The 25835-nt window shown below is 57.4% G+C and carries 22 protein-coding genes and 1 tRNA gene; 12 read left to right on the top strand and 11 right to left on the bottom strand.

Annotation, left to right across the window (positions count from 1 at the left end; translation table 11 throughout):
* Positions 1–54 precede the first annotated feature (54 nt).
* The 4 genes from J7416_RS09220 to J7416_RS09205 all read left to right on the top strand — a co-directional run bounded on the left by J7416_RS09220 (position 55) and on the right by J7416_RS09205 (position 4337).
* On the top strand, positions 55–888 hold the full coding sequence (locus tag J7416_RS09220; RefSeq protein WP_209224414.1) for an ABC transporter ATP-binding protein: 834 nt from the start codon (positions 55–57) through the stop codon (positions 886–888).
* Between the two features lie 19 nt (positions 889–907).
* Positions 908–2125 (top strand): phenylacetate--CoA ligase family protein, encoded by a 1218-nt coding sequence (locus tag J7416_RS09215; protein WP_209224413.1) that lies wholly within the window; start codon positions 908–910, stop codon positions 2123–2125.
* A gap of 120 nt (positions 2126–2245) precedes the next feature.
* On the top strand, positions 2246–3910 hold the full coding sequence (locus J7416_RS09210; RefSeq protein ID WP_209224412.1) for an iron ABC transporter permease: 1665 nt from the start codon (positions 2246–2248) through the stop codon (positions 3908–3910).
* 76 nt (positions 3911–3986) lie between these two features.
* Positions 3987–4337, top strand: coding sequence for a DUF2794 domain-containing protein (locus J7416_RS09205; protein ID WP_170426184.1), 351 nt, complete (start codon positions 3987–3989; stop codon positions 4335–4337).
* Here J7416_RS09205 and J7416_RS09200 read toward each other — a convergent pair.
* From J7416_RS09200 to J7416_RS09190, 3 genes are all read right to left on the bottom strand, one after another.
* The gene (locus J7416_RS09200) at positions 4334–5071 is read right to left on the bottom strand and encodes a C40 family peptidase (protein ID WP_209224411.1); all 738 of its coding nucleotides are present in this window, start codon (positions 5069–5071) and stop codon (positions 4334–4336) included. The genes J7416_RS09205 and J7416_RS09200 overlap by 4 nt on opposite strands.
* Positions 5068–6450, bottom strand: a complete 1383-nt coding sequence (locus J7416_RS09195) for a leucyl aminopeptidase family protein (RefSeq protein WP_209224410.1) — start codon at positions 6448–6450, stop codon at positions 5068–5070. The genes J7416_RS09200 and J7416_RS09195 overlap by 4 nt, the downstream gene beginning before the upstream one ends.
* A 63-nt stretch (positions 6451–6513) precedes the next feature.
* Positions 6514–6903, bottom strand: coding sequence for a hypothetical protein (locus tag J7416_RS09190; protein ID WP_209224409.1), 390 nt, complete (start codon positions 6901–6903; stop codon positions 6514–6516).
* A 144-nt stretch (positions 6904–7047) separates the two neighbouring features.
* On the opposite strand from J7416_RS09190, the gene J7416_RS09185 reads away from it, so the two are divergent.
* Together J7416_RS09185 and J7416_RS09180 are read left to right on the top strand one after the other, a co-directional pair.
* Positions 7048–7698, top strand: a complete 651-nt coding sequence (locus J7416_RS09185) for a carbonic anhydrase (protein WP_209224408.1) — start codon at positions 7048–7050, stop codon at positions 7696–7698.
* A 103-nt stretch (positions 7699–7801) separates the two neighbouring features.
* On the top strand, positions 7802–8338 hold the full coding sequence (locus tag J7416_RS09180) for an SRPBCC family protein (protein WP_209224407.1): 537 nt from the start codon (positions 7802–7804) through the stop codon (positions 8336–8338).
* Positions 8339–8442: 104 nt separating this feature from the next.
* Here the strand turns inward: J7416_RS09180 and J7416_RS09175 are convergent, their stop codons facing one another.
* The 3 genes from J7416_RS09175 to J7416_RS09165 form a co-directional block, all read right to left on the bottom strand.
* Complete coding sequence (locus J7416_RS09175; protein WP_209224406.1) at positions 8443–9465, bottom strand: aspartate-semialdehyde dehydrogenase; 1023 nt, start codon at positions 9463–9465, stop codon at positions 8443–8445.
* A 111-nt stretch (positions 9466–9576) separates the two neighbouring features.
* On the bottom strand, positions 9577–10611 hold the full coding sequence (locus J7416_RS09170) for a glycosyltransferase family 4 protein (protein WP_209224405.1): 1035 nt from the start codon (positions 10609–10611) through the stop codon (positions 9577–9579).
* Between the two features lie 23 nt (positions 10612–10634).
* Complete coding sequence (locus J7416_RS09165; protein ID WP_209224404.1) at positions 10635–11807, bottom strand: MFS transporter; 1173 nt, start codon at positions 11805–11807, stop codon at positions 10635–10637.
* A gap of 141 nt (positions 11808–11948) precedes the next feature.
* Here J7416_RS09165 and J7416_RS09160 point away from each other — a divergent pair, with 141 nt between their 5' ends.
* Positions 11949–13091: a DUF3095 domain-containing protein gene (locus J7416_RS09160; protein ID WP_209224403.1), complete on the top strand. Its 1143-nt coding sequence runs from the start codon at positions 11949–11951 to the stop codon at positions 13089–13091.
* A 4-nt stretch (positions 13092–13095) separates the two neighbouring features.
* On the opposite strand, the gene J7416_RS09155 is transcribed toward J7416_RS09160, so the two are convergent.
* A complete protein-coding gene (locus tag J7416_RS09155) occupies positions 13096–13866 on the bottom strand; it encodes an HpcH/HpaI aldolase/citrate lyase family protein (RefSeq protein WP_209224402.1) in 771 nt (256 codons plus the stop codon).
* 196 nt (positions 13867–14062) lie between these two features.
* Here J7416_RS09155 and hpaR point away from each other — a divergent pair, with 196 nt between their 5' ends.
* Entirely contained in the window at positions 14063–14497 is a 435-nt protein-coding gene (hpaR, locus tag J7416_RS09150; protein ID WP_209224401.1) for a homoprotocatechuate degradation operon regulator HpaR, read from the top strand.
* A 431-nt stretch (positions 14498–14928) separates the two neighbouring features.
* Complete coding sequence (locus J7416_RS09145; protein ID WP_209224400.1) at positions 14929–15621, top strand: fumarylacetoacetate hydrolase family protein; 693 nt, start codon at positions 14929–14931, stop codon at positions 15619–15621.
* A 7-nt stretch (positions 15622–15628) separates the two neighbouring features.
* On the opposite strand, the gene J7416_RS09140 is transcribed toward J7416_RS09145, so the two are convergent.
* The gene (locus J7416_RS09140; protein WP_209224399.1) at positions 15629–16843 is read right to left on the bottom strand and encodes a crosslink repair DNA glycosylase YcaQ family protein; all 1215 of its coding nucleotides are present in this window, start codon (positions 16841–16843) and stop codon (positions 15629–15631) included.
* Between the two features lie 3 nt (positions 16844–16846).
* Positions 16847–17872 (bottom strand): LacI family DNA-binding transcriptional regulator, encoded by a 1026-nt coding sequence (locus tag J7416_RS09135; protein WP_209224398.1) that lies wholly within the window; start codon positions 17870–17872, stop codon positions 16847–16849.
* A 114-nt stretch (positions 17873–17986) separates the two neighbouring features.
* Here J7416_RS09135 and J7416_RS09130 point away from each other — a divergent pair.
* Positions 17987–18063 (top strand) — tRNA-Arg (locus J7416_RS09130).
* 286 nt (positions 18064–18349) lie between these two features.
* Here the strand turns inward: J7416_RS09130 and J7416_RS09125 are convergent.
* A complete protein-coding gene (locus tag J7416_RS09125; protein ID WP_209224397.1) occupies positions 18350–21538 on the bottom strand; it encodes a matrixin family metalloprotease in 3189 nt (1062 codons plus the stop codon).
* Between the two features lie 262 nt (positions 21539–21800).
* Positions 21801–23597, bottom strand: coding sequence for an ABC transporter ATP-binding protein (locus J7416_RS09120; protein WP_209224396.1), 1797 nt, complete (start codon positions 23595–23597; stop codon positions 21801–21803).
* A 549-nt stretch (positions 23598–24146) separates the two neighbouring features.
* Between J7416_RS09120 and J7416_RS09115 the strand changes: the two genes are divergently transcribed.
* Together J7416_RS09115 and J7416_RS09110 are read left to right on the top strand one after the other, a co-directional pair.
* Positions 24147–24947: a glycosyltransferase family 25 protein gene (locus J7416_RS09115; RefSeq protein ID WP_209224395.1), complete on the top strand. Its 801-nt coding sequence runs from the start codon at positions 24147–24149 to the stop codon at positions 24945–24947.
* Positions 24944–25834 (top strand): hypothetical protein, encoded by an 891-nt coding sequence (locus J7416_RS09110; RefSeq protein ID WP_209224394.1) that lies wholly within the window; start codon positions 24944–24946, stop codon positions 25832–25834. Before J7416_RS09115 ends, J7416_RS09110 begins: the two co-directional genes overlap by 4 nt.
* Position 25835 lies beyond the last annotated feature (1 nt).

The raw sequence follows: 25835 nt of genomic DNA, 5'->3' as shown, positions 1-25835 counted from the left end.
GGGTGGCGGGCAGCTGCCGCCCCGACCCAAACACACGCACGAGGACATGCCCGGATGCTGGATGCGGCTCAAACCACTGACGTGCAGGCGGAAACCCTGCTTGAAGTCAACAATATCGAGGTGATCTACAACCATGTGATCCTCGTTCTGAAAGGCGTCAGCCTGACCGTACCCAAGGGCGGTATTACGGCCCTGTTGGGTGGAAATGGCGCGGGCAAGACGACAACGCTGAAGGCTGTTTCCAACCTGCTGCACTCGGAACGCGGCGAGGTCACCAAAGGGACGATCACTTATCGCGGTACAAGCGTGCATGAAAGCGATCCCGCCGATCTGGTTGAAAAGGGCGTCATCCAGGTGATGGAAGGCCGCCATTGTTTCGAACACCTGACCGTTGAAGAAAACCTGCTGACCGGGGCCTATACCCGTAAGGATGGCAAGGCGGCCATTCAGCAGGACCTTGAACTGGTTTATACCTATTTCCCCCGCCTCAAGGAACGCCGCCGGTCGCAGGCGGGTTACACCTCGGGCGGTGAGCAACAGATGGTCGCGATGGGCCGGGCCCTGATGTCGCGACCCGAAACGATCCTGCTGGACGAACCCTCGATGGGTCTTGCGCCGCAGCTGGTCGAAGAGATTTTCGGAATCGTGAAGGACCTGAACGAGAAAGAGGGCGTGTCCTTCCTGCTGGCCGAACAGAACACAAATGTGGCTCTAAGGTTTGCGCATTACGGCTATATTCTGGAATCGGGGCGCGTCGTTATGGACGGTCCCGCCGCCGACCTGCGCGAAAACCCGGATGTGAAAGAATTCTATCTGGGCATGTCCGATGAAGGCCGCAAAAGTTTCCGTGACGTGCGATCTTACCGCCGCCGCAAGAGGTGGCTGTAAGGGAATGGAGGATCTGGCGATGACCTATTACGACGCACTCGAAACCCGATCAGCCGATGAACGTGCCGCCGATCAGGCGCGGGCGATACGCACTCAGATCAGCCGCGCCCTGTCCGCGCCGGGTTTTGCCGCGCATCTGGCCGATGTGGATACGGATGCCGTGACCTCGGCCGACGATCTGGTCAGACTTCCGGTTCTGCGAAAGTCCGATCTGGCCAAGGCGCAGACGTCGCGCCCTCCGTTTGGCGGGTTCACCGTCAAGCCGGCGCGTCACTTTCATCATGTGTTCCAATCCCCCGGTCCGATCTACGAACCGGGCAGCACGGATCACGACTGGTGGCGCATGGGGCGGTTTCTGAATGCGGCGGGCGTGGGTCCGGGCGATATCGTTCAGAACTGCTTTGGCTATCACCTGACGCCAGCGGGGATGATTTTTGAAAACGGCGCACGGGCTGTTGGCGCGGCCGTGTTGCCAGCGGGTACCGGACAGACCGAATTGCAGGTGACTGCGGCCCGGGATGTTGGCTGTACCGCTTACGCAGGCACGCCGGACTACCTCAAAGTCATTCTGGACAAAGCTGATGACATGGGCGTGGCCCTTGAATTCACAAAGGCCGTTGTCGGCGGCGGGGCTCTGTTCCCGTCCCTGCGTCAGGACTATGCCGACCGGGGTATTTCCTGCCTGCAATGCTATGCCACGGCCGATCTGGGCAATATCGCCTATGAAAGCGCCGCGATGGAAGGGATGATCATTGATGAGCACGTCATCGTCGAGATCGTCACTCCGGGCACCGGAACACCAGTGGCACCCGGCGACGTGGGTGAGGTTGTGGTAACCTCTCTGAATCCTGATTACCCGCTGATCCGCTTTGCCACTGGTGACCTGTCCGCGATCATGCCGGGTGTTTCCCCTTGCGGTCGAACCAACCTGCGGATCAAGGGCTGGATGGGCCGTGCGGACCAGACCACCAAGATCAAAGGCATGTTCGTGCGACCGGAACAGGTGGCAGCCCTTGTCGACAAGCACGACGAGATCGTCAAAGCCCGCGTCATCGCAGCCCGTCAGGGCGAGATGGACACCATGACCGTTCAGATCGAAAGCGCGGGCGGGGACGATATGGCCTATGCCAAATCCGTGGCCGAGGTTCTGAAGCTGAAAGGCGCTATCGAGGTTGTCGCTCCTGGATCGCTGCCCAAGGATGGGCTGGTGATCGAGGATCAGAGGGTCTACGAATGAGTGCAAAACACGTCTGCGGCAGTATGTGCCGCAGAATTGTTCCCCCGCAGACTGGTGTTTCTTAGCATTTTGGTCGATTAAAGGCTGATCAATAGCCAACGCCAGTCACAACCCGGGTCCATGGCCGAAATCGACTATTCAGAACACGGAACGCGCAATCGCGGCGTGCTGGGCACCCGATTGGTGGCCATTGTGGCCTATTTGGTTGCTGCCGCCTGTCTGTTGCCGATGGTTGCCGTTGTTCTGGCGGCGGTAACAGGTGGGACAGATACGGTCTCGCATTTGTTAGAGACGGTTTTGCCGGGCTACGCGCTGACGACCGTTATTTTGGTGGTTCTCGTTGCTGCTGGCACGTTCTCAATCGGTGTGGGTGCGGCGTGGCTGGTGACGATGACCCGTTTTCCGGGGGTACGCTTCCTGGAAATCGCGCTGGTGTTGCCTCTGGCTTTCCCGGCCTATGTGCTGGCCTACGCCTATACATTCATTCTGGACCATCCCGGGATTGTACAGACCACACTGCGGCAGGTGACCGGTTGGGGGCCGCGCGACTATTGGTTCCCCGAGATCCGCTCGACCGAGGGCGCGGCGGTGATGCTGATCCTCGTACTGTATCCCTATGTCTATCTGCTGGCCCGTGCCGCGTTTCTGCAACAAAGCGCCACCGCCTTTCTGGCCGCGCGTGCGTTGGGCAAAAGCCCGTGGCTGGCGTTCTGGCACGTGTCGCTGCCAATGGCGCGCCCGGCCATTGCGGGCGGTGTCTTGCTGGCGATCATGGAGACCATCGCCGATTTCGGCACAGTGGCCTATTTTGGCGTTCAGACCTTTGCGACCGGCATTTATACCAGCTGGTTCTCGATCGGAGACCGTGCCGCTGCTGCGCAACTGGCCTTGTGCCTGTTGGGGTTCGCACTGGTCATGGCCGTGGTCGAGCGGATGCAGCGCGGAAAGGCGAAATACTATCAGGCGGGCAAAAGCCATGCCTCTTTACCGTCGGCGCAACTGAAGGGCTGGCAGTCCGCCGCGGCCTTTACCCTATGCGCCATTCCGGTGCTGCTTGGGTTCCTGCTGCCGGTTTTCATCCTGATTCAAATGGGACTGACTTCGGAACAGAACCTGTTGTCGCGGCGCTATATTGGGTTCATCCAGAACTCACTGACACTGGCCGGAGTGGCGGCGGTTGTCACCGTCTGTGCAGCGATCTGCGTGGGATTCTTCCAACGCCTGCGTCCAGGGCGCGGATCATCCAGCGCAGGATATCTGGCGCGGCTGGGCTATGCCGTGCCGGGGGGCGTAATTGCCGTCGGACTGATGGTGCCCTTTGCCAGATTCGATAACGCATTAGATGCGTGGATGCGCGAGACGTTTGATGTTTCAACTGGGCTGCTGGTCACCGGGTCGATATGGCTGTTGGTGGCGGCCTATATGGTGCGCTTTCTGGCTGCCGCGCTCAGCGCATATGAGGGGGGTCAAAGCACCGTGCACGCCAATATGGACGCGGCATCCCGGTCTTTGGGCCAATCGCCGCTGGGCACCTTACGCCGGGTCCACCTGCCGATCCTGACGCCGTCGCTGCTGACGGCATTGCTGATTGTCTTTGTCGACGTGATGAAAGAGCTGCCTGCGACCCTGATCATGCGCCCGTTCAACTTTGATACTCTGGCGGTTCAGGCCTATCGTCTGGCCTCGGATGAGCGGTTGGAGGGGGCTGCTGTACCGTCTCTGGTGATCCTTGCCGTCGGGCTTTTGCCGGTGATTCTGATCTGCCGACAGGTCGGGCGACGTTAGCGCGCTCCGATCCAAAAATGCCACACCGGTCGGCTGCAGGCTTGATTCAAACGCGTTTTCCGGCAAGGCTGAGGGTATGAACATGCAGCCTCCCAGCCGGTTTTCTGCAAACTCGGCCCAGATGCCCGTCGCGTTCGACCGGCGCGAGATGTCACATATCCTGTCCGTTTACGGCCGGATGGTCGCCGCCGGAGAATGGCGTGACTATGGTATTTCCAACCTGCGCGACATGGCGGTGTTTTCCATTTTCCGACGTACTGCGGAACATCCGATCTATCGGGTCGAAAAACACCCGCGCCTGCGATCCAGGCAGGGGATGTATTCGGTGGTGGGCATGGACGGCCGCATCCTAAAGCGCGGCCATGACCTGCGAACAGTGCTGCGCGTGCTGGAACGAAAACTGATCCGGTCCGTTGATCTGGACTAGAGCCTTTTGTGGGCCGTTACCGGACCGTCGCCTTGTTCCAGAATACGTGTAATCGCCTGATCCATCGGCTCAAACGTCACATCCATATGGTAAGCGTTGGCGTGCAGCAGCATGTTATCGCCATAGACCCAGGCCACGTGGCCCTTCCAGAACAACAGATCACCCCGTTTTGGCTCGGTCCCTGCAGGCAGAGCACTGCCCAACTCACGTTCCTGATCGCCGCTGTCGCCGGGGCAGGGGATGCCGCAGGCCAGCAACCCGGCCTGCACCAGACCCGAACAGTCAATGCCGAGCCGGCTGTTGCCACCCCAAAGATAGGGTGTGCCCAAGAACAGTTCGGCCACGGTGACCGGGTCGGTTAGCCGCGTTTCGGTCAGTTTGGCGTGTATGGCCGGGATAAAGCCCAGCTCGGTCTCAAGAAAACGGCCCTGTTCCGACAAAATCTGCACCCGGCTGCCGAAACTCAGCGATACCCGGTCCGGGCTTTTCATATCCGGCTTCGCATAGGCATGGGTCGCGGGCGCGGTGATCCAGTGAGTCGCGGATGCCTCCGGCCCCAGCTGATCCGAGGCAACCCATCCGGGATAGCCATCCTTGTCCGCGACTAATCGGATCCAACCGTCGGTTTTTTCAACCACATCGACCGTATCCCCGAACAACAACTGCCGGTCCCGAGGACCATCGGGCGAGCGCAGCAGGTCGACGACAGGCCTTATGACACGGGCGCGGGTCACAGACCCAGGATCTCGGGCAGGGCGGTTAGCAAGGCGCGCGGTCCCTGACCCAGGCCACCTTTGCTGCGACCGGGGGCTTTGCCCGGCTGCCAGGAATAGATGTCGAAATGCATATAGCGGCTTTCACCTGCAAAGCGCCGCAGGAACAAGGCGGCTGTGATCGAGCCTGCGAATGCGCCTGCAGGCGCGTTGTCCAGATCGGCAATGCCGGGTTCGATCATGGTCTCGTAGGGTTCGTGGAAGGGCATCCGCCAGACCGGATCGGCAGCCTGCGCGGCAGCGCGGGCCAATGCGTTCGCCGCAGTGTCGTCGTCGGTGTAGAAAGGTGCCAGATCTGGACCGACCGCCACCCGCGCCGCGCCGGTCAGCGTCGCCATCGAGATGATCAGGTCGGGCTCACCCTCATCCGCCAGCGCAAGGGCATCAGCCAGCACCAACCGCCCTTCGGCGTCGGTGTTGTTGATCTCGACCGTCAGTCCCTTGCGCGAGGTCAGAATATCCCCGGGGCGAAAGGCATTGCCGGAAACCGAGTTCTCGACGGCTGGAATCAAAACGCGCAGTTGCACGGGTAACTTCAAGGCCATGATCATCCGCGCCAGCCCAAGAACATTGGCCGCGCCGCCCATATCCTTCTTCATCAGGGCCATCGAATTTCCCGGTTTCAGGTTCAGCCCGCCCGTGTCAAAGCAAACCCCTTTGCCCACCAATGTCAGCTTGGGCCCGGTTGTGCCCCATGTCATCTTGATCAAACGCGGGGCTTGCGCCGCGGCGCGTCCCACCGTGTGGATCATCGGAAAGTTCTGCTCCAATAGCGCATCGCCCACAACGGCGTCGCACGTAGCGCCAAATTCCTGGGCCAGATTCTCAGCGGCAGCCTGCAATTGATCAGGTCCCATATCCGAGGCCGGAGTGTTGACCAGATCACGGGTCAGCGCCTCGGCATTGGCCAAAACCTCGATTCGCTGAGCATCCACGCCATCGGGCGCGACCAGACGCGCCTTGGCGGGTGATTGGTTGGCATAGCGGTCAAAGGCGTATCCCGTCAGCAACCAGCCCAGACACTCGGTGCTCAGCGCATCCGAAGGTACGCCCGACGCAATGTGATAATTGCCCTTGGGCAAGGCCTCGGCGGCGGCGGCAAGCGGGAAACGTTTGCGCGCCCGGCTGCTGTTTTTGCCATAGCCCGCCAACGCCATTTGAGGCGCACCGTCCGGCCCCGGAATCAACAGAACCTTTCCCATCGCCCCGGTAAAACCACCGGCTTCGACCCATTGCGCGATCTGTTCCGGCTGATCTTTCAACCAATCGTCCAGATCGGGTTGCGCAATCACGTGCAGCGGCAGCGACGTTTCGGATGGCGGGGCGAAGGACAGGGTCATGAGCATCTCGGGCTGTTCGATTTGCGCCCAGCCTAGCCGCCCACGATCCGTCCGCAAGCCCTGTCAGACCGAAAGATCCTGCTGGTCCCAAATCACGGTCAGCGACTTTTCACCGACCCGGATCAGGCGCGACAGTGTGGCCCCGGTTGCCACCGCGTCCCCGGCATCGACGCATTGCGCCACGTCGCCAGCCACACGAGCCAGCGCGGTCATGCCGATCTGTTCAGCAATGGCCACCAGCGAGCGCGCGCATTTGCGCAGCCCGGCCCAGTCGCGCTGGCGCCAGAACCGCTCGCAGTTTGACAGGCGCACAGCCAGTTCCTCGACCGTGCGGCACAGGATATCCAGCGCGTTTTTGTCGCCAAGTTGGTTGTACAGCCCATTCAACCGGTCCAAATCCAGACGAACGGTTTCCTTGTGTTCAAGCGTGATAATCGTATCCACCTCATTCACCCCAATATTCCATGCCCCCACGGCACAGTCGGAGAGTTGCAGTAAATCCCTTTGCAAAACCTTGCGCTGTTTCAGGAAAATGGGTCGAATTTTCCGCGAATTCAGAGTACAGCAACCAATAACGATAAGAACTGGGACTTGATAATGGACTTAGCCAAGCCACTGCCGGCCTATCTGGTCAAGCGTTACCACGGCTGGAAAGCCACGACTTACACGGAAAATCAATTCTGGTATCGCCGCTTGGCAACCGAAGGCCAGCGCCCCCGTGCGATGGTGATCTCGTGCTGCGACAGCCGGGTCCATGTAACGTCGATCTTTGGCGCGGATCAGGGTGAATTCTTCATTCACCGCAATATTGCCAACCTTGTTCCACCTTATGCGCCCGATGGCGATCACCATGGTACCAGTGCGGCTATCGAGTATGCGGTCACTGCCCTAAAGGTTGCGCACCTGATCGTGCTGGGCCACTCGCAATGCGGCGGCGTTCAGGGCTGCATCGACATGTGCAAGGGCCATGCCCCCCATCTGGAAGCCAAAGAGAGCTTTGTGGGTCGCTGGATGGACATTCTAAAGCCGAAATACGAATTGGTCGCCGATATCGAGGACAGTGTCGAGCAGGCGCGTCAATTCGAACGGCAGGCCGTCGTTGCTTCGCTGGAGAACCTGATGACCTTCCCGTTTGTGTCCTCTGCGGTGGAAAGCGGGGCGCTCAGCCTGCACGGTCTGTGGACGGATATCGGTGAAGGTGGGTTGCAGTGCTATGACCCCAATGAAAAGAAATTTGTGGCCGTTTAAGCCAGTCAAATTCTAAAGACATTCAAATGGCGTGGATCAGACCTCTGATTTTGCGCCATTTTTTGATATGCTCGACGCATAGTCTCAGGATCAGGAGCGTATCATGCGATTCATTAAACGTGTTCTTGTCAGTCTGATTGTTCTTATTCTTGTTTTAGTTGGCGTGTCCTATCTGCTGCCCGGTAAGGCGGAATTGTCACGCAGCATCACGATCAACGCGCCCGCCAGCGCGATCTTTCCCTACGTGAATTCCATGCAAGAGACCGAGCAATGGTCGCCCTGGTTGTCGCGCGACCCGGAAACGCAACTGTCCTATAGCGGACCAGAGGCGGGAGTTGGCAACACGCTCAAGTGGGCCTCGGATCATCCGCAGGTCGGCTCGGGCTCGCAGGAAATCGTAGAAAGCATCCCGGACCAGACTGTCAAAACAGCCCTGGATTTTGGTCCGATGGGGACGGCTTCGGCTTCGTTTGACCTGACGCCCGAGGGCGACCAGACACAGGTCACCTGGGGATTTGAAAGCGATCTGGGCATGAACCCGATGTCGCGCTGGATGGGTTTGATGATGGATGAATGGGTTGGCGGCGATTATGAGCGCGGGCTGACGAACCTGAAAGTCCTGGTCGAGGGGCAGGGGTAAAGGGCGGCACCCGGTGCCCGCGAAACCAGCTATCCCAAAATGAAAAGCCCCGCCCTGTTAGGGGCGAGGCTTAGGCAATTCTAAAGCCGGTTACGCGGAAGCGCTTAGCCCTTCTTCAGGACCTCACGGCCCAGCAGTTCGGCGATCTGGACCGCGTTTAGGGCAGCGCCTTTGCGCAGATTGTCCGAGACGCACCACAGGTTGATACCGTTCTCAACGGTCGAATCCTGACGGATACGGCTGATAAACGTAGCAAAGTCGCCCGCGCATTCCACCGGCGAGACGTAGCCACCGGCCTCACGTTTGTCGATCACCATGATACCCGGTGCTTCGCGCAGGATGTCACGCGCTTCGTCTTCGTCCAGGAATTCCTCGAACTCGATGTTCACGGCCTCGGAATGGCCGACAAAGACCGGAACGCGAACGCAGGTGGCTGTGACCTTGATCGACGGATCGACGATCTTTTTGGTTTCCACAACCATCTTCCACTCTTCCTTGGTCGAACCGTCTTCCATGAAGACGTCGATCTGCGGAATGACGTTGAATGCGATTTGCTTCTGGAACTTGTTCGGCGGCACTTCGGTCGTGGGGTTATAGACCGCTTTGGTCTGATCCCACAGCTCATCCATGCCATCCTTACCAGCACCCGAAACCGACTGATAGGTCGACACGACGACACGCTTGATCTTGGCGCGGTCATGCAGCGGCTTCAGCGCGACAACCATCTGCGCGGTCGAGCAGTTGGGGTTCGCGATGATGTTCTTGTTTTTATAGTCGTGGATCGCCTCGGGGTTACATTCCGGCACGATCAGCGGAATGTCCGGGTCATAGCGATAGAGCGAGCTGTTATCGATCACCACACAACCCGCCGCGGCCGCCTTGGGGCCATAGGTCTTGGTTGCGTCCGAGCCGATGGCGAAAAGCGCCATGTCCCAGCCGGTAAAGTCGAAAGTGTCGATGTCCTGGGTCGTCAGTGTCTTGTCGCCAAAGCTCACCTCTGTGCCCAGCGAACGACGGCTTGCCAGAGCGGCAATTTCATCGACCGGGAACTGGCGCTCGGCCAGGATGTTCAGCATTTCGCGGCCCACGTTACCCGTGGCGCCGGCGACAACGACGCGATAGCCCATTTCATGTCTCCAAAGTTAAGGACGCGCGTTCATAGCCGCGTTGCAGCAAAGAAAAAAGAGTTTTCGGGGCATATTTCGCTCAATGACACCGATTTGAGGCGACAAATCGCGTCACGTGCCGTTCAGAAGCCGCTCATAGAGGGCGACAAGGGTTTTGGCCTCGGTATTGATGTCGAAATCCTGCTCGACATGGGCGCGGGCGGCTTTCCCTGAATGCGCAAGGGAATCGCGGTTTTCCAGCATTTCAGCAGCGGCATCAGCCAAAGCGGGGATATTGCCCGGTTCGACAACGCGGCCCAGCGACGGATCAGTCACGATCTCGGAGAACGCACCCACGTCGGTAGCTACGACCGGCACCCCGCAAGCCATCGCCTCTAACGGCGTAAGACCGAAACCCTCCCAGCGTTGCGGTGCGATGAAGAGATCCAGAACCTGATACCACTCGGCAATCTGATCGACGGTTACCTCGGGCATGAACAGGATGCGGTCGGACAGCCCCGCCTCGGCCACCTTTTCCTTCAACTCGGCCAGAAATCCGGTGTGTTTTTCCGTTGCACGACCCATAACAACGCCGTGGACGTCCTCAAATCGCCCGCACAGATCAATCATCGCATCGACAAAGGCATCGGTGCCTTTCTGGTGACGGATGCGGCCATAGCACCCCAGCAGCAGCCCATCCGGCAGACCCAGCCGGTCACGAACCGCGGCCTTGTCTTCGGGCGGGGTGAAATCCTGCAGGTTGATCCCGTGCATGATGACCTGCGCATCACGCTCCAGATACCCGGCGGTCTTGCGCGAGGTGGCCACCACGGCGTCCATCTTGTCGATCAGCCATTTGGTGTAACCGCTATGCGCCCGCTGCGAGGCGCTGGTGAACAGAAGTTTCAGGCGCAGGCGGAAGATGTTGCGCAGGATCAGGCCCAGCAACATCTCGGTATTGCGCCGCGCGTGCCAGACTCGCAGGGTTTTGCGCGACAGAAAGGGCAGGCGACCCAGTGGGATATGCGGGATATCAACGGGCAGGCCCGGACCGGTTGCGGCGATGTCGATCCATTGCACCTGCAGCGGTACCAGTCGCGCAATCGTTGCCGTCACGCCCGAAAGTCGACGTTTGAGATTGGGGGCAATGACACGCGGGTCGGACATGGATGCTCCTGAAGGTGCCGGGATCAGTCAACGCTGTCCCGGCTGAACAGATAGATCACGCAGCCTATGGCCAGCGTTACGGCGAAAAAGCCGAATATCGCTGTGTAGGGCGCAGTTGGACTGATGTCCACCGTGGCGGCATGGATGCGGCCGGTGACAAATTGCGCGAGGCCCACGCCGCCAATGCCAAAGAGGTTCAGCAAGGTCATGCCACGCCCAACCAGATGAGGCGCGACGAACGCCCGACCGTGGGCCATGATAACCGGAAAGCTGGCTCCCAGGAACCCGATGACCGCCATCAGAGCCACGGACAGCCAAACTGCATTGTCGATCCACAGGCACATCAGAACCAGCCCTGCCGCGCCCAGCGCGTTGCCGCCGAAAATCACCCATTTCCGCGTACCCAACAGGCGGTCCAGCGGCCCATAGGCAAAGGTCCCCGCAATCATGGCAGCCCCCATGATCAGGGTGGCCGTCCCGATTTGCGTTGTGCTGAGGGCGAAGATATCGCTCAGATATGGGCCAGCCCACAGGCCGCGCGTCGCCGCCGATGGGGCGTAGGCGACCAGCATCAGCGGCAGGATAGCCCACAGGGCGGGCTCTTTCAGAAGATCCAGAACCGAGCCCTTGTGTTCAGTCTCAACCCGTTTTGGATCGTGGACAGTGGCCCAGATGCCCAGCGCAATAGCCCCCGAGAACAGCGCCAGCACCCACATGGTTGCTCGCCATCCCATCAGCTCCACTGCCAGTGCGGTTGGGTAGGACGCGACAAGGTTGCCAACAGATCCAACGCCCAGCATCACAGCGGCCAATGTCGCGAACTTTGCAGGCGGATATTCCCGTGCAAAGATGTAGTATGAGGCCATCAGGACAGGCGAGCATCCGACCCCGATCAGCCCCATTGCAAGGGCGATATGAAACGGCGTCTGGGCTACGGCAAACAGGGCCGCGCCGCCTGCGCCTCCGACCAGCAGCAGAACAGCAGCTGTCAGGCGCGGTCCGACACGGTCGAGCGCCCAGCCCACCGGCAGTTGCATGGCGGCAAAGATCAGAAACCAAAGTCCGGAGGCAAAGGCCAGGTCCTCGGGGGTGGCGCCGATGTCGCGCCCAAGATCGACGCTTAGTACCGCGAGAAAGGCGCGAAAAAACTGGCTGAGCACGTAGCCCAGACACAACACCACCAGACCTGTCTTCATGAACCGCGCCTCTTCCCCTTCTGCTTGCAAAAATGCTTGGCATGTCCCGGTGCCACACACAAGCGCGTGTGCTATACTGTTTTTGCCGGACAGCGGTCACATTTGAGCTACCGTTATCCGTGTCCAACACCCGAGGTACCCATGAAGGACGCTCAGGCCGCGTTTTATGAAAGCCTTCCCCTGTTGCGGGATTTTACCCGCCTCGTCGAGCCCGCGCGGTTTTCCGCGGTGCCGGGCGACTGGGCGTTGGGCGTGGCCGACATCGTTGATTCCACCGGAGAGATCGCGAATGGCCGCTACAAGACTGTGAACATGGTCGGCGCGGCGGTGATCTCGGCCATGATCAACGCGCTGCGGGGCATAGATTTCCCATATGTCTTTGGCGGAGATGGGGCAGGCTTTGCAGTGCCGGCAAGCCAGATCGACACGGCCAAAGAAGTCCTGGCAGACCTTCGGCGCTGGGCGGATGAAGAGTTTTCGATTTCTCTGCGGGCCGCCCTGGTGCCCGTGGCTGAGATCCGTAAGGCGGGCAAAGACCTGCGGGTTGCGCGCTATGCGCCTTCGGACGGGGTGGACTACGCCATGTTTTCAGGCGGCGGTTTGGCCTGGGCCGAGGCGCAGATGAAAGCGGGCCAGTTTACCGTCCCGGCCTCTGGCCCCGGTGCATTGCCCGACCTGAACGGGTTGTCCTGTCGCTGGTCCAATAGCCGGGCGCGCAATGGCCAGATCGTCTCGGTCGTTGTGGAGCCTACGGCAAATGCAACCGAAAGCGATTTTTCTGATCTGGCGCGTTCGGTCTTGCGGGCTTCGGAAGGGTTGGATCGTTCTGGACATCCGGTGCCGGAAAACGGTCCACCGATCAGTTGGCCACCGCCGGATGTCGGGCTTGATGCGCGGGTGTCGCGGGCAGGGCGCAGCTTGCTGCTGCGGCGGATCAAATTGCTGGGCGAGAATTTGTTGATTGCCTTGCTGTTCAAATCCGGCAAGCGGATGGGCAACTTCGAGCCCGAGCACTACAAGCGTATGGTCAGCCGCAATGCCGACTACCGCAAATTCGATGACGGGCTAAAAATGACGCTGGATTGCGATCCGCCCACGCTGGCGCAGATTCAGATGATGCTGGAACAGGCGCGCGGGCAGGGCAAGATCAGGTACGGCCTGCATGCACAGGATGAGGCGATGATGACCTGTTTCGTTCCCTCAGCAACGCGAGACGATCACGTGCATTTTGTCGACGGAGCATCGGGCGGTTACGCGCAAGCAGCGGCCGCGATGCAGGCCTAGCGCGTTACTTCGCCTTCCACTTTGCCGCCAGAGCACGGGACGTCTGCGCCAACAACATGACATCAATGCCAACCGCAAGGAACTGCGCGCCCATCTCAAGATAGGCTTGGGTCGCCTCGTCATTGGTGCCCAGAATGCCGGGGGCTTTGCCTGCGGCTTTGATCCGCGTCATCGCATCGGCAATGACAGCACGCACCTCGGGGTCGGCGCTGTTGCCCTGAAGGCCCATATCCGTAGACAGATCGGCGGGGCCGATAAAGACGCCGTCGATCCCGTCGACCTGCAAAATCTCATCCAGTGCTGCGATTCCCGCGCGGTTTTCTACCTGGACCAGCAGGCAAATCTGGTCATCCGCGCCTTGGATGTAGTCGGTAACGGTGCCGTACATCGTGGCGCGTGAGGCCATGGCGCCGACGCCGCGTACGCCCGTGGGTGGATAGCGACAGTCCCGCACCAGTCGCCGCGCCTGTTCGGCGCTTTCAACCATCGGCACTAAAACCGTTTGCGCCCCGGCATCCAGCACCATCTTGATCAATGCGGTGTCACCTACCGGCACACGGACCACCGGATGTGAGTCACTGGCCGCCAGCGCCATTAACTGGTCCCGGATCGACCGTATGTCGTTCGGCGCATGCTCGCCATCAATGACCAGCCAGTCGAACCCGGCGGTGCCCATGATCTCGGCAGTGATGGCTTCGGCAAAGCTCATCCAGCAACCGATCTGGCGTTTGCCCTGTTTTAGAGCCTGTTTGAAGCCGTTCGTTGGGACTGGCATGGCTGGACCTCCTGCGTGAGTCAACGAGCGGGCGATCGCCCCGCAAATTCCGTTGAGTCAGTGATGGCCATCCCATGAAAAAGGTCAATGTCTTTGGTGCAATGTGCACGAAGTGCCGAATTGGGCTATGAAACGCCGAAAACAGCCGTCTTTTATGCCGAGTTGCAGTTCGCACGGATTTCGGCCAAAATTTCATATGACCAGTGACTTGCCTAAAACGTCCCGCTCATTGCCGATTGCATTGTTGCGGGCACGCGAAAGGGTCATGAGGCCCATTCGTAACATGCTGGCCGATGCGGGTGTCACCGAACAGCAGTGGCGCGTGCTACGCGTTCTGAAAGAAGACGGTCCGCAAGAGCCGACGCATATCGCGGATCGGGCATGCCTTTTGTTGCCCAGCCTGACCCGCATACTTCAAAAGCTAGAAGCCAAAGACCTGATCCGCCGGCGCGCCCATGCTGACGACAAGCGCCGCCAAATCGTGGACATCACCGCCAAGGGCGAGAAAATCATCCAGGACAACATGCAGGTGACATTGCATCTGGCCGAAGACATCAAAACCAAGCTTGGCCCCGACCGCCATGAGGCGCTGCTGGATCTGCTCAATGAGCTGAACAATCTCAAAACCTGATCACGTGTCATAAATACGGTCCCCGCCAGAGTGATAGGGGGTATCCTCTGGCGGGGTGGCCAGACTATTACTGGACTTCGCGTCTGGCCCGTGGCCGGACGAATGGGGGTACCCCGGTCCATCCGGCTCACGCTTCAGAGAAGCGGCCGACCTGAAAATAAGGCGGACATCCAGCGCAAAGATCATGTGGGGGTGGCGATCTTTGGCTGTCGCTCTCTGATACGGATTCGCCCGATCGCGGTTTCAGCGTCCGGACTGCGGCATTTCAACTACAACCAGAGGTAGCTCGACCCGAGCAGGTTCCAAGGTGCGAAACTTAATTGTGAACGGCGCGTATCCAGCTCCACTCTTGTCAGGGTGATCGCAGACCGCTTGTTTGGGCGGCCCAGCCGCCTTAGAAACAACCTGCGTGTCGCAGTTAGGGGGCCTTTATGCCGGACAACCTGTTCTCTTTGCCTGACCCGATCTCAATTCCGGTTGAGGGTGTCGAGGCGACCTATCCAGTGGGCCGCATTTTCTGCGTCGGCCGAAACTATGCGGCGCATGCCGCTGAAATGGGCAATGAGGTCGATCGCGAGGCCCCGTTCTACTTTACAAAATCTGCCCCTAACGCGGTTTTGTCGGGGGCAACTGTCCCCTATCCGCCGGGCACCGAGAACTTCCACCACGAGATGGAGTTGGCGGTCGCCATCGGCAAATCCGTGTTCCGGGCCAACAGCGCTGAGGCGATGGAGGCCGTTTATGCCTATGGGTGTGCTCTGGACATGACCCGCCGCGATCTGCAAATCCGCGAGCGGAACAAGCAACGCCCCTGGGATCTGGGTAAAGATCTGGAAAACGGCACGGTGTTTGCCCCGTTGACCCGTTCAGCGGATTGGGCCCCGAGTGACAGCAAACGCATCCATCTGAGCGTGAACGGCGAGGTTCGTCAGGATGCTACTCTGGAAGAACTGATCTGGAAGATTGACGAGATCATCTGCCACCTGTCTGGGTTCTATCACCTGCGGCCCGGAGACCTGATCCTGACCGGAACCCCCGCAGGTGTCGGGCCTGTGCAGGCGGGCGATGTCCTTGAAGGTGGGATCGACGGCTTGCAGCCAATCTCTCTGACTCTGACGCCTTAAACAGGCTCTATTTTGGGTCTTTCAGCCAGTCCGGGGCAAAGTCAACGCGATCCAGGCTGGCAAATCGGCGGACCCGGTCGAGTTCGGATTCTAGCCTGCGGGTGCGTGCCTCGGACCAGCGCACGGATCGTTCAGGCCACAGGGAAATGACGTTCAGAACGCCGTTTTCGCGGTCCGCCTTCATGTCGATACGCCCGATCATCCGATCACCTTCGAGCAGCGGGAACACGTAATAGCCGTAAGTCCGTTTGGCGGCCGGAACGAACACCTCGATCCGATAGTAGAAACCAAACAGCCGTTCAGCGCGGGCACGGTCGCGCAGCATGGGGTCAAACGGGCTGAGAACGCGGATCCGGCCCGACGGACGCGGCGCGGCCTCGGCCATCTCGGAAACAGACGGTCTGGCGATCACTTTGCGCAGCTTACCATCCGCGCAGGTGATCTCGATTTCTTCCAATTCGCCCCTTATCAGCCCCTGTTCGCACCAGGCTTTGGCCTCGTGGACTGAAACCGTGTCCCAGAACGCAGCCAGCTCGCCAGAGGTCGCAAAGCCCAGCCGATCCAGCGCCGCGTTGCACAACCAGTCAACCGTTGCCTCCGCATCGCAGGGCATGTTGCCGGGACACAGATGGGTGTCGATTACACGTTCGGTCAGATCATAGCGTTTTTGGAATCCCTGCCGTCCGATGACTGTGAGCGCGCCAGAGCGCCACAGGTACTCCAGCGCCGTCTTTGACGGGTGCCAGTCCCACCAGCCTCCGGAGCCTTTCTTTTCGTCCTTGCCAACATCAGACGAGGACACCGGCCCATGGTCCCGGATGTGCTGCATGACGGTGTCAAACTGCCGCTCGAATCCGTCTCGACGCCAGTTCTTCCACCGGGATTTCAACAAACCCGCGTCGCGCTGGAATCGCAAGTGCCAGTGGGGGTAGAACGCCATTGGTAAGACAGCTGCGTCATGGGTCCAATGCTCAAACAGAGCCTTGTCGCGTTCGTAGAGGCGCTTGAGGTTGTTGGCACGGTAGGAGGGCCGCCGCGAGAACAGGATCATGTCATGCGCGCGCGCGACCGTATTGATGCTGTCCAGCTGTACAAAGCCCAGACGGTGGATCAAGTCCAGCAACTCCGCGCCTTTGGCCCCGCCTGACGGCGGTTCAGCCAGCGCGTGGCGATCCATGAACAGCGCGCGGGCCGTTCGGTTGTCCAGCCGCTGCAGCGCCATTTTTTAACGCCGCTTTAGCGTGTCGCCAAAGCTGATCTTGGGTGTGAGGGTCACGCGAGAGTCGATCTCGTTATTGGGGTCGGCCAGTCGTGCGGCGATGATTTCGGCGGCTTTCCGGCCAATCTCCAACCGGCAGGCATCCATTGTCGCCAGCTTGCGCGGCAGGCCTTGCAGAAGTTCGACATTGTTGAACCCGGCCAGACCGATCTGCCCCGGCACATCGATGCCCTGATCCAAAAGGTACAACAGCCCGCCAGCCCCAATCATGTCGTTGGAGTAATACAGGAAATCCAGATCCGGTGAGCGGTCCAGCATGGCCTGCGTCATCTCGCGACCCTTGGCCAGGGCTGAACCACCCGAATAGAACTCGCGATCTTCAATTTCGACGCCGTGTTTGCCCAGAATCTCGGTGAATCCCTCAAACCGCTTACGCGCGCGGTGGTCCAGTGGCATTTTGGTGCCCATGAACCCAATATGTTCATAGCCTGCCTTCAGGATTGCCTGCGCCATCTCGCGACCCGCTCGGCGATGAGAAATCCCGACCATCGCATCCACCGGCTTGCCGTCGGTGTCCATAATCTCGACCACCGGAATGCCAGCCGAGTCCAGCATCGCCCGTGCTGCATCCGTATGTTCCAGACCGGCGATGATTACGCCAGATGGGCGCCAAGACAGCATCTCGTACAGAACTTTTTCTTCTTTTTCCGGCATGTAGTCGGTGACGCCGACAACGGGTTGCAGCTCGGTGTCTTCAAGAACCTGATTGATGCCGGTCAGAACCTCAGGAAACACCATGTTCGACAATGACGGGATGATCACCGCGACAAGGTTTACCCGACTGGAGGCCAGCGCGCCTGCGATCTTGTTGGGAACATACCCCAGCTCTTTCGCGGCGGCCAAAACGCGGGTGCGTGTGGCGTCCGACACATCGCCCCTGTTTCGCAGAACCCGGCTGACCGTCATTTCCGACACTCCGGACGCCTCCGAGACATCACGAAGGGTAAGCGGGCGTTTGGTATCTGTTGTCACTGGGGCACCTGCGATGTTGTTTTGCCGGATGGTAGCGTGAACAGCGCAAGTTTTACAACCACCGCCTAAAGGCGATGACAACCCCGAAAAACCAAGCTACAGAGAGCCTTGCACGGCCCCGTGGCTCAACTGGATAGAGCAGCCCCCTCCTAAGGGGCAGGTTGCAGGTTCGAATCCTGCCGGGGTCGCCAGAGTATTCTAAAAAAGTATGTGCTTTCCATACCTTAGAAGCTTCCTGTACCCCGATAGGTGACACATGTCGAAGAACTGGTTCAGATACGGACCAATAAGAATGATTATCAAACATTTTGAATAGCTTGGAGGTAGAGCGCACTACCAGCGCCAAATTCCAAAGGACTTATTAGCCCACGACAGGCGACACACGACGCAGGTTGGAGCTTAAGCAAATTGAGACGCCTGGGGACGAAAAAACCTGAGAAAACCAACCAAGGTCGGTGGCATTTCTCAGGCCGCGAGTCAAAGCCAGAAAGAATCTTCCTGAAGCAAATCCGATAGGAGAGGCTCAATTACGACCTCAAAAACACCATCGGGAGTACCGCCCTTCGGCCCGGCCTCAATTGCCTCGGCGATCGCAGGAGTTCTTCCAATGTTCAATTCTTCCAATTGGTCAGGTTGTATTTGACGATCCCTCGGTTGCGTATGGAATTCGAACTCATCAGAACCCTCAACGATAGCCAACAGAGCTTTTGGGGCCTCTTTGGTAGGAGCAGGTCCAGTTAGGCCGTTTTCATCAATATCAGCTCCATAGAAATTTTCGACGGTTTCGACATTTTCGATTGCTGTGTGGCTGACATATTGACCATCACTGTCAAGGGTCCACTCAACATAGTTGCCGGCGACACCTTTCCACAAAACGCGATATCCGTTTGCGGTTTCCTCTGCGTGAATCGCAGACCAACCAGTGAAACTGTCTGGACCGACATTCGCTCCATTGAATTCGAACTCTTTTGAACCGCCGAGCAAGTATGTGCCCTGGTTCCCAGTGGACAATGTGGTTGATCCGGCGGACTCGATAGAAGTTGGAACGTACCCGATCGTACCATTGTTATCCAAGTCGCCGTCGAAAAGTAGTTCCGTCTTTTCGATGTTATCGACCGACACATGGCTCTGGTATTGGCCTGATCCGTTTAGTGTCCATACGGAGTACTGGTCCGGTCCGGATTTCCACAAGACGACGAATCCGCCGTCTTTGGCCTCGGCGTGTATAGCCTGCCAACCCGGGAAGGTGTTCGGCCCCACATCTTCGCCATTAAATTTGATCCGTGTGCTTGCGCCGATCAGATAGTACCCGTGTGTTGAGGCAGACAGGTTTGTTTCCCCATCTGTTTCGATGGTTCGGGTTGTGTGTCCGATTGTGCCGTCTGAATTCAGGTCAACGCCAAATTGAAGCTCTTGATCAACGATGTTGTCGACTGCCACATGGCTCTCATATTTGCCTGGTTCTTCTGTACCATTCAGGGTCCAAACGGAATACTGACCTGATCCAGATTTCCACAAGACAATGAACTTGTCGTCTTTGGCTTCGGCGTGGACAGCTTGCCAACCCGGAAAGGTATCAGGCCCCACCTCTTGTTCATTGTATACGATCCGCGTGCTTGCGCCGATCACGTAATGCCCTTCCGTTGAAGCAGACAGGCTTGTTGCCCCGTTTGCTTCAATTGTTCGGGTTGTGTGGCCGATTGTACCATCCGAGTTAAAGTCGAAGTTAAATTGAAGCTCATGATCAACGATGTTGTCGACCGACACATGGCTCTGGTATTGGCCTGATCCGTTTAGTGTCCATACGGAATACTGGTCCGGCCCGGATTTCCACAAGACGACGAATCCGCCGTCTTTGGCCTCGGCGTGTATAGCCTGCCAACCCGGGAAAGTGTCCGGCCCCACATCTTCGCCATTGAATTTGATCCGCGTGCTTGCACCGATCAGGTAGTACCCATGCGTTGAGGCCGACAAGTTTGTTGACCCGTCTGTTTCAATGGTTCGGGTTGTGTGGCCGATTGTACCATCCGAGTTCAGGTCGACGCCGAACAAACTCTCCACGTCAACAACGTTTGTAACGCCGGCATTAGACTCGAAGCGACCCTGCGCGTTGACCGTCCAGTCCGTCAAGCGCCCATCAATATTCTTCCAAAGAACCCTGTACCCACCATTGTAGGCTTGCGCTTGAATGGCTTGCCAGCCCTCAAAGGTCTGATTTCCGACGATTCTACCTTCGTACATGAGGCCAATGTTCAGTGTGCCTCCGTCCAGAAGGTATGCACCTTGTGAGGCGTATTGAAGTACAGTTCCGTTTGTTTCGATATCTTGAACTGCCATAGCCGGAGCCAGCCCTGGGGCTGAATATTGCAGCGCCCCGTTAGCAAACTGGAATTGCTCCACGTCGTTGGAGACGGAAAATGTAACGCGCGTTATCAGGTTGAAGAATTGGTAGGTGGTTCCGTTATTTAGAAAAAGGTAGTTGCTTATGGCACTTACGAACCTGACGGTATCAAAACCGGATCCACCGTAGAAAATACCCGCGTTACTTGTGACAATGGCGGTGTCGTTGTCGAAATCACCAAGCACCGTATCGGCACCCCTCCCGTTTGCCACGTAGATGGTGTCATTGCCATAGCCGCCGTAAATTGTGTTGTTGTTGGTTCCGTCTGAGGCCGAGTGAATCGTGTCGTTCCCGTTGTGACCCCTCAGATCGTTGACGGCGTCGTTTCCGTGAATCGTGTCGTCTCCAGATCCGCCGGATGCGTTTTCGATTACAACACCATGAGCGATTGTGAACCCACCCTTGACGCCGGCGGCGTGGGAAACGACCCCGGCACCAGTGTTGGTATAGTCCAGCGTCGCAGCACGGAGATCAATGATCGCGGATTGGCTTCCGTTGTGGGCGATCATGTCGGTTCCACCTGTATCCCAGATGGCTTCGTACCCGACTCCGGCTACGTTTGCTGCCGAAAGCACATAAGTGTTGTTGCCAGAGTTGGCGGTTGTGTTTGCGCCATACATGTTTTGCAGAGCTGCGATATCAAGAGTGCCTAGGCTTCTGGATGCACCATGATTTGCGGACACCGGCAGAAGGCCATTCTGTTGCGTCCAGCCGTCATTGTAGGACATTACCGTGTAAACGCCCTGGTTTAAGTTGGCATCCCCAAACGAACCGAAGCTTGAAGTCACGCCAGACATGACGGTAGTTCCCAGACCTGTATCGTGTGGATGTGCCAGTCCAAGAGCATGCCCGATTTCATGCACAATTGTTGTAAAGAAAAACCCGCCGGGATCACCGTTGCTTTGCGCGCCGGCTCTCCAGAAACCCGTGTTGAAATTGCCTTCTGACGGGCCATCGCCCGGCGTGTAATGGTATCCTAAGACGCCGGGGTTATCAAAAAACGAACTTGGAGAAATGTATTCTACCAGATCGGCACTTGGAGAATTGATTTCAGTGAATTTGATATTGGCAACGGCTTCAAACACAGCCAACGCGGCCCTGAATTCCTGCTTGTATGCTTCTGTCCAAGCTTGTGTTCCATTGCGCTGCTGGAAAGAAAAAGTGATGTTTGTAACCGTGTTGTCCTGACCATCACCATAGGCCACCAATCCCTGAATTGAGCTAAGTGGGGAACCAACAGGAGGACCGGGTATATATGTACGCATCTTCGTGCCTCAATTCACTAAGTAAGGATTTTCCGTCACCGTCTATTCGCAATCTGTCAACAATATGGCGAGGAGGGGTGTGATCTCACGTCAGCTAAACCCAGGATTGTATGGGTGCAAGACCAAACACAAGTTCAACGGTGTAAGTATGAGCTAACAAATCGAAATATGGGATGGGTTTTGGCGTACCGCATTATATCCTAGGCAGCCGGTAAACTGCACGTCTGTGTATGTGATGTTCAGAAAGTGAGCAGGGCCGAAATCACTCTGTCAATTCGGCCTCTGCTTTCGTATCACTCGCGCGCTTTTTGAACTGTTGATCGAACAGATTGCGGAAATTTCCTTTCAGCTCCATCAGCTCGTCCAGATTGCCTTCCTCTACCACAGCCCCGTCCTGCACAACCATGATCTTGTCCGCTTCCAGGACAGTGGATAGTCGGTGCGCAATCACAATTACCGTCATGTTCTGGGTTAGGGCATCCAGAGCCGATTTGACCAACGCTTCGGACTCTGCATCCAGTGCGCTGGTGGCCTCATCCAAGAGCAATATTTCGGCATTCCTCAAGATTGCGCGTGCAATTGCGATGCGCTGTTTTTGTCCCCCGGACAGGAAAGTTCCATTTTCGCCAACTTGTGTGTCATAGCCATTTGGCAAATCGCAAATAAAGTCATGGGCATGGGCGGCTTTGGCCGCTGAGATGACGTCTTCATCCGTGGCGTCCGGCGAGGAGCACCGCAGGTTTTCCATGATTGAGGTTGAAAACAGGAAAGTGTCCTGTCCGACATACGAGATCTTTCGGCGCAAAGATGCATAGCTTGCACCGCTCAGGTCCTGACCATCAATTTCAACGCTGCCCTCGTCGGGATCATAAAACCGCATGACCAGCCCAAAAATAGTGGACTTGCCGCCGCCAGATTGACCCACCAAGGCCGTGGTCTTTCCAGCCTCAAAGGTCAGGTTCATGTTTTCAATTACGGGCAGAGATCCTTGATAACCAAATGTCACGTTTCGCAGTGTGATTTCACCGGGCCCGTCAAGCAGATCGTGCGGCTCGGGGGCTTCTTGCATTGTGTCTTCTTGATCCAACAAGCCGAACAACAATCCAACACCAACCATACAGGCTTCGATTTGCACTCTCATTCTGGACAAGCGTTTTGCGGGCTCATAGGCCATCAGAAGCGCTGTGATGAACGACATCAACTGCCCTGCCGTCGGTTGCGCGGTCCCAGCGATACCAATTGTCGATACGACGAGCACACCCGCAACGGCCAAGCCAGCCAGAAACTCCATCAGTGGGCTGGCTATGGACTGAAGTCTGGCGATATCGTTGGAGCGCTCTTCGACCTTGCGGATAGCAGTATCCATACGTGTGATCATCCTGTCTTCCAGCGAGAACACCTTGATCACTTTTATGCCTGCAGAAGTTTCTTGAAGGACCCTAATAATTTCGGCGAGCGATTTGAATTCCTGCTGCATAATCGAGCGCACACTTTTCAAAAGATAGCGCACACCCAACAGTGCTATGGGTCCGACAACAAAGAACATTACCGACAAAACAGGTTGTTGGTACACCATTACGACGACCAGACCCACAAGGGTAAGCGCGTCGCGAACAAAGCCCGTCACAAGAACGTCAATCAGTTGCCGCGCAGCCTGCGCGCCATTCGTTGTGCGCATCAGTAGGTCAGAGGACTCATTTTCAGCGAAGAAGGATACTCCGTGCCTAAGGAGCTTACGATACACGCGGTCTTGTTGCATCGCGACAATCCGATTACCCGCGCGTGCCAAATAGATGGATTGAACATAAGACGCGACTGCTTTTGTCAGGAAAAGAAGCACGACACCCAAGGCGATCACACCCGCCCATTGGCGCATATCCGGGCTGGTCATCGCATCCACGATGTATTCCATCATGAACGCCGAGCCGGCGGTGGTAGCCGCAACCGCTATCATCGCAACGATGGCTACTGCATACAGGGGACCTTGAGCAAAAAAACTCTCGGTGACGAGGCGTCCCATATAGCCTGATCGCCATTCGGTCCAGGCACGCTTAATCATTGCAGTCTCCAAATCATGAAATCATGCGCTCGCTCAGTTACCCTACAATCGTTTCAGGCTAAAGGGCAGATCAAATGACGCGACAGGATTGTCCAGTACGACAGTTGTGCGAAGCTTCAGCCAGATAGTCACCCGCACCGGCGGGCGCAAGTCTTTGAAGTCGATATGTTTGATCATGCCAGTCCATTTACCAGCATATCACGTCGCCAGGCGCCTCTGATTTGTGCGCTAGAACCGCGGGCTCAGAATGGGCAAACGCGCGCCTTTGACAAATGCCGCCGAGACTTTTCGAGCGAATTCACCACCCGGGATTGCTCCGCCAGTGATTTTTTTCATAGTTTCATTGTGATATGTTTATGTACCGCATACGATGAAGTTCTGATGTATATTTGTGTGGCCATCTAGGAGCTGGCGTATTGGTTTCTACTAAGCGGATTTCTGCCGCGAGTATTCGATCAGGACCAAGAACAAAAGGGTCGTTCATTTATGCTTGTACTCGGGTCACATGGCCCATAGGAACGCAATGAAAGGACTAATGGTTAAAGCAAAGTGTTGATCAAGGCTGTCATTCTAAGTCTACCCAACGACCTCGAGCGTCGGCGTTCCTGTAAAGATGAATTTGATCGCCTCGGGTTGAGCCATGAGTTTTGCGATGCGATTTCCGGCGACCAGATGAATAGCTCTGACTGGCAGAGCCTTTATGATGCGGAAATGAACCGAATTAAGTTCAAGCGACCGCTGAGCCGCAATGAAGTCGCTTGCACATTGGGTCATCGCAGAATCTGGCAAAAAATTGGGGAATCACAGGACGCTGTGAGCCTTGTTCTGGAGGATGACGCGACTTTTGTGCAGGATCCCCGACCGTTTCTGGAAGAGATTTTTGCACATGGAGCTCAATTCGAAGATTTAATGATCAAGTTGGATGGAGTCTCACGAAAAAACGGACAAGTGATCAAGTCTGTCGCGGACCAAAACCTTGTTCTTTCTGATCATCTCCCACCAAGAACCACGGGTTACGTCATCGGTCGCAAAGCCGCAGCGAGACTGCTTGCGCTGGACGCTCGGATCGCGCGACCCATTGATATCGACTTGAAGTTCTATTGGGAGCACAACGTACCCATTCTGACACTTGCAGAAAAGATGATCGCAGAGCGCGAGGAATTCAGAAGCACGATTGACCACTGCCGACGCCGGACGAAGCCCGGCTCTCCCTTGTCCAGATTTGTGCGCAACCTGATGTATCAGGCCAAATTCACTCATGGACGGTTGAGCCATCCTTTGAACCCGGACATGATCGAAGGGCTCGGCCCCCTGATGCGGGCCGATAATCGGGTTCGGAACCGCGTATGAAGAAAAGCCTTGTGGTTGTCCGTGCGGGCAACAACTCATTGCACCATCGGTGGCAGGAAATTCCCTATGAAGATCGTGCTTTCGATCTTCTGATCAGCTATTTCTCGGATGAGGCGTTTGCTGCGTTCACGCCTGAGCCGGGCGTTGAGGCCGTTCTGGTCAAGGGCGGCAAGTGGGATGGCCTGTTCAAGACGCTTTCTGATCGCGATCTGGAGCAGTATGATTTCTACTGGTTGCCGGATGACGATCTGGACATTGGCGCTGCAGACGTAAATGCGCTGTTTGACGCAATGCAGGTCTACGGGTTGCGCATCGCGCAGCCGTCGCTGACCCCGGACAGCTATTTCTCGCACTTCGTGTTCAGCCAATGCCCGGGGTTTGTGCTGCGTTACACCAACTATATCGAGATCATGGCCCCCTGCCTGCACAAGGACATCCTGAAGAAAGCTCTGCCCCTGTTTCAGGGCACGATGAGCGGATATGGCCTGGACTATATCTGGTGTCGATGGGCTGAAGCCGGTGCCTTTAGAACCGCGATTCTTGATGAAATCGCGATGCACCACACGCGGCCTATCGGCAAGAACCTCAAAGCGGCGATGGCGGCGTCCAACAATCTGAGTTCCGAAGAAGAAGAAGCGGTATTGAAAGAGATGTTCGATTTGTCGCGCCGCACGGTTCCAGTTGTTTTCGCAGCGATTCTGCAAGGTGGGCAACCGATTTCCGGGCGTTTGACGGTGGGCTGGCGGATGTGCCGGGCCTGGATGTCGGTCTTGCCGAAGTTCCGCAGCACCAGCGAGGCGCGCTCGGGCATATTCAAGATCGCCCGCCGCCAGTTGATCAAGCCGCTCGACATGACGACAATTTCGCTGAAACAGGAAAGTGCCTGAG

The organism is Ruegeria sp. R14_0, assembly GCF_017743975.1.
Classification (GTDB): Bacteria; Pseudomonadota; Alphaproteobacteria; order Rhodobacterales; family Rhodobacteraceae; genus Ruegeria.
The sequence above is the reverse complement of the archived record's forward strand: the minus strand, read 5'-3'. Positions and strand labels throughout refer to the sequence as shown.

Bases quoted from the DNA above. Each gene is read 5' to 3' on its own strand.
- J7416_RS09110 (WP_209224394.1), top strand. From the start codon at position 24,944: ATGAAGAAAAGCCTTGTGGTTGTCCGTGCGGGCAACAACTCATTGCAC.
- J7416_RS09185 (WP_209224408.1), top strand. From the start codon at position 7,048: ATGGACTTAGCCAAGCCACTGCCGGCCTATCTGGTCAAGCGTTACCAC.
- J7416_RS09160 (WP_209224403.1), top strand. From the start codon at position 11,949: ATGAAGGACGCTCAGGCCGCGTTTTATGAAAGCCTTCCCCTGTTGCGG.
- J7416_RS09210 (WP_209224412.1), top strand. From the start codon at position 2,246: ATGGCCGAAATCGACTATTCAGAACACGGAACGCGCAATCGCGGCGTG.
- J7416_RS09125 (WP_209224397.1), bottom strand. From the start codon at position 21,538: ATGCGTACATATATACCCGGTCCTCCTGTTGGTTCCCCACTTAGCTCA.
- J7416_RS09170 (WP_209224405.1), bottom strand. From the start codon at position 10,611: ATGTCCGACCCGCGTGTCATTGCCCCCAATCTCAAACGTCGACTTTCG.
- J7416_RS09165 (WP_209224404.1), bottom strand. From the start codon at position 11,807: ATGAAGACAGGTCTGGTGGTGTTGTGTCTGGGCTACGTGCTCAGCCAG.
- J7416_RS09155 (WP_209224402.1), bottom strand. From the start codon at position 13,866: ATGCCAGTCCCAACGAACGGCTTCAAACAGGCTCTAAAACAGGGCAAA.
- J7416_RS09120 (WP_209224396.1), bottom strand. From the start codon at position 23,597: ATGATTAAGCGTGCCTGGACCGAATGGCGATCAGGCTATATGGGACGC.
- J7416_RS09205 (WP_170426184.1), top strand. From the start codon at position 3,987: ATGAACATGCAGCCTCCCAGCCGGTTTTCTGCAAACTCGGCCCAGATG.
- J7416_RS09175 (WP_209224406.1), bottom strand. From the start codon at position 9,465: ATGGGCTATCGCGTCGTTGTCGCCGGCGCCACGGGTAACGTGGGCCGC.
- J7416_RS09195 (WP_209224410.1), bottom strand. From the start codon at position 6,450: ATGACCCTGTCCTTCGCCCCGCCATCCGAAACGTCGCTGCCGCTGCAC.
- J7416_RS09215 (WP_209224413.1), top strand. From the start codon at position 908: ATGACCTATTACGACGCACTCGAAACCCGATCAGCCGATGAACGTGCC.
- J7416_RS09145 (WP_209224400.1), top strand. From the start codon at position 14,929: ATGCCGGACAACCTGTTCTCTTTGCCTGACCCGATCTCAATTCCGGTT.
- J7416_RS09180 (WP_209224407.1), top strand. From the start codon at position 7,802: ATGCGATTCATTAAACGTGTTCTTGTCAGTCTGATTGTTCTTATTCTT.
- hpaR (WP_209224401.1), top strand. From the start codon at position 14,063: ATGACCAGTGACTTGCCTAAAACGTCCCGCTCATTGCCGATTGCATTG.
- J7416_RS09140 (WP_209224399.1), bottom strand. From the start codon at position 16,843: ATGGCGCTGCAGCGGCTGGACAACCGAACGGCCCGCGCGCTGTTCATG.
- J7416_RS09220 (WP_209224414.1), top strand. From the start codon at position 55: ATGCTGGATGCGGCTCAAACCACTGACGTGCAGGCGGAAACCCTGCTT.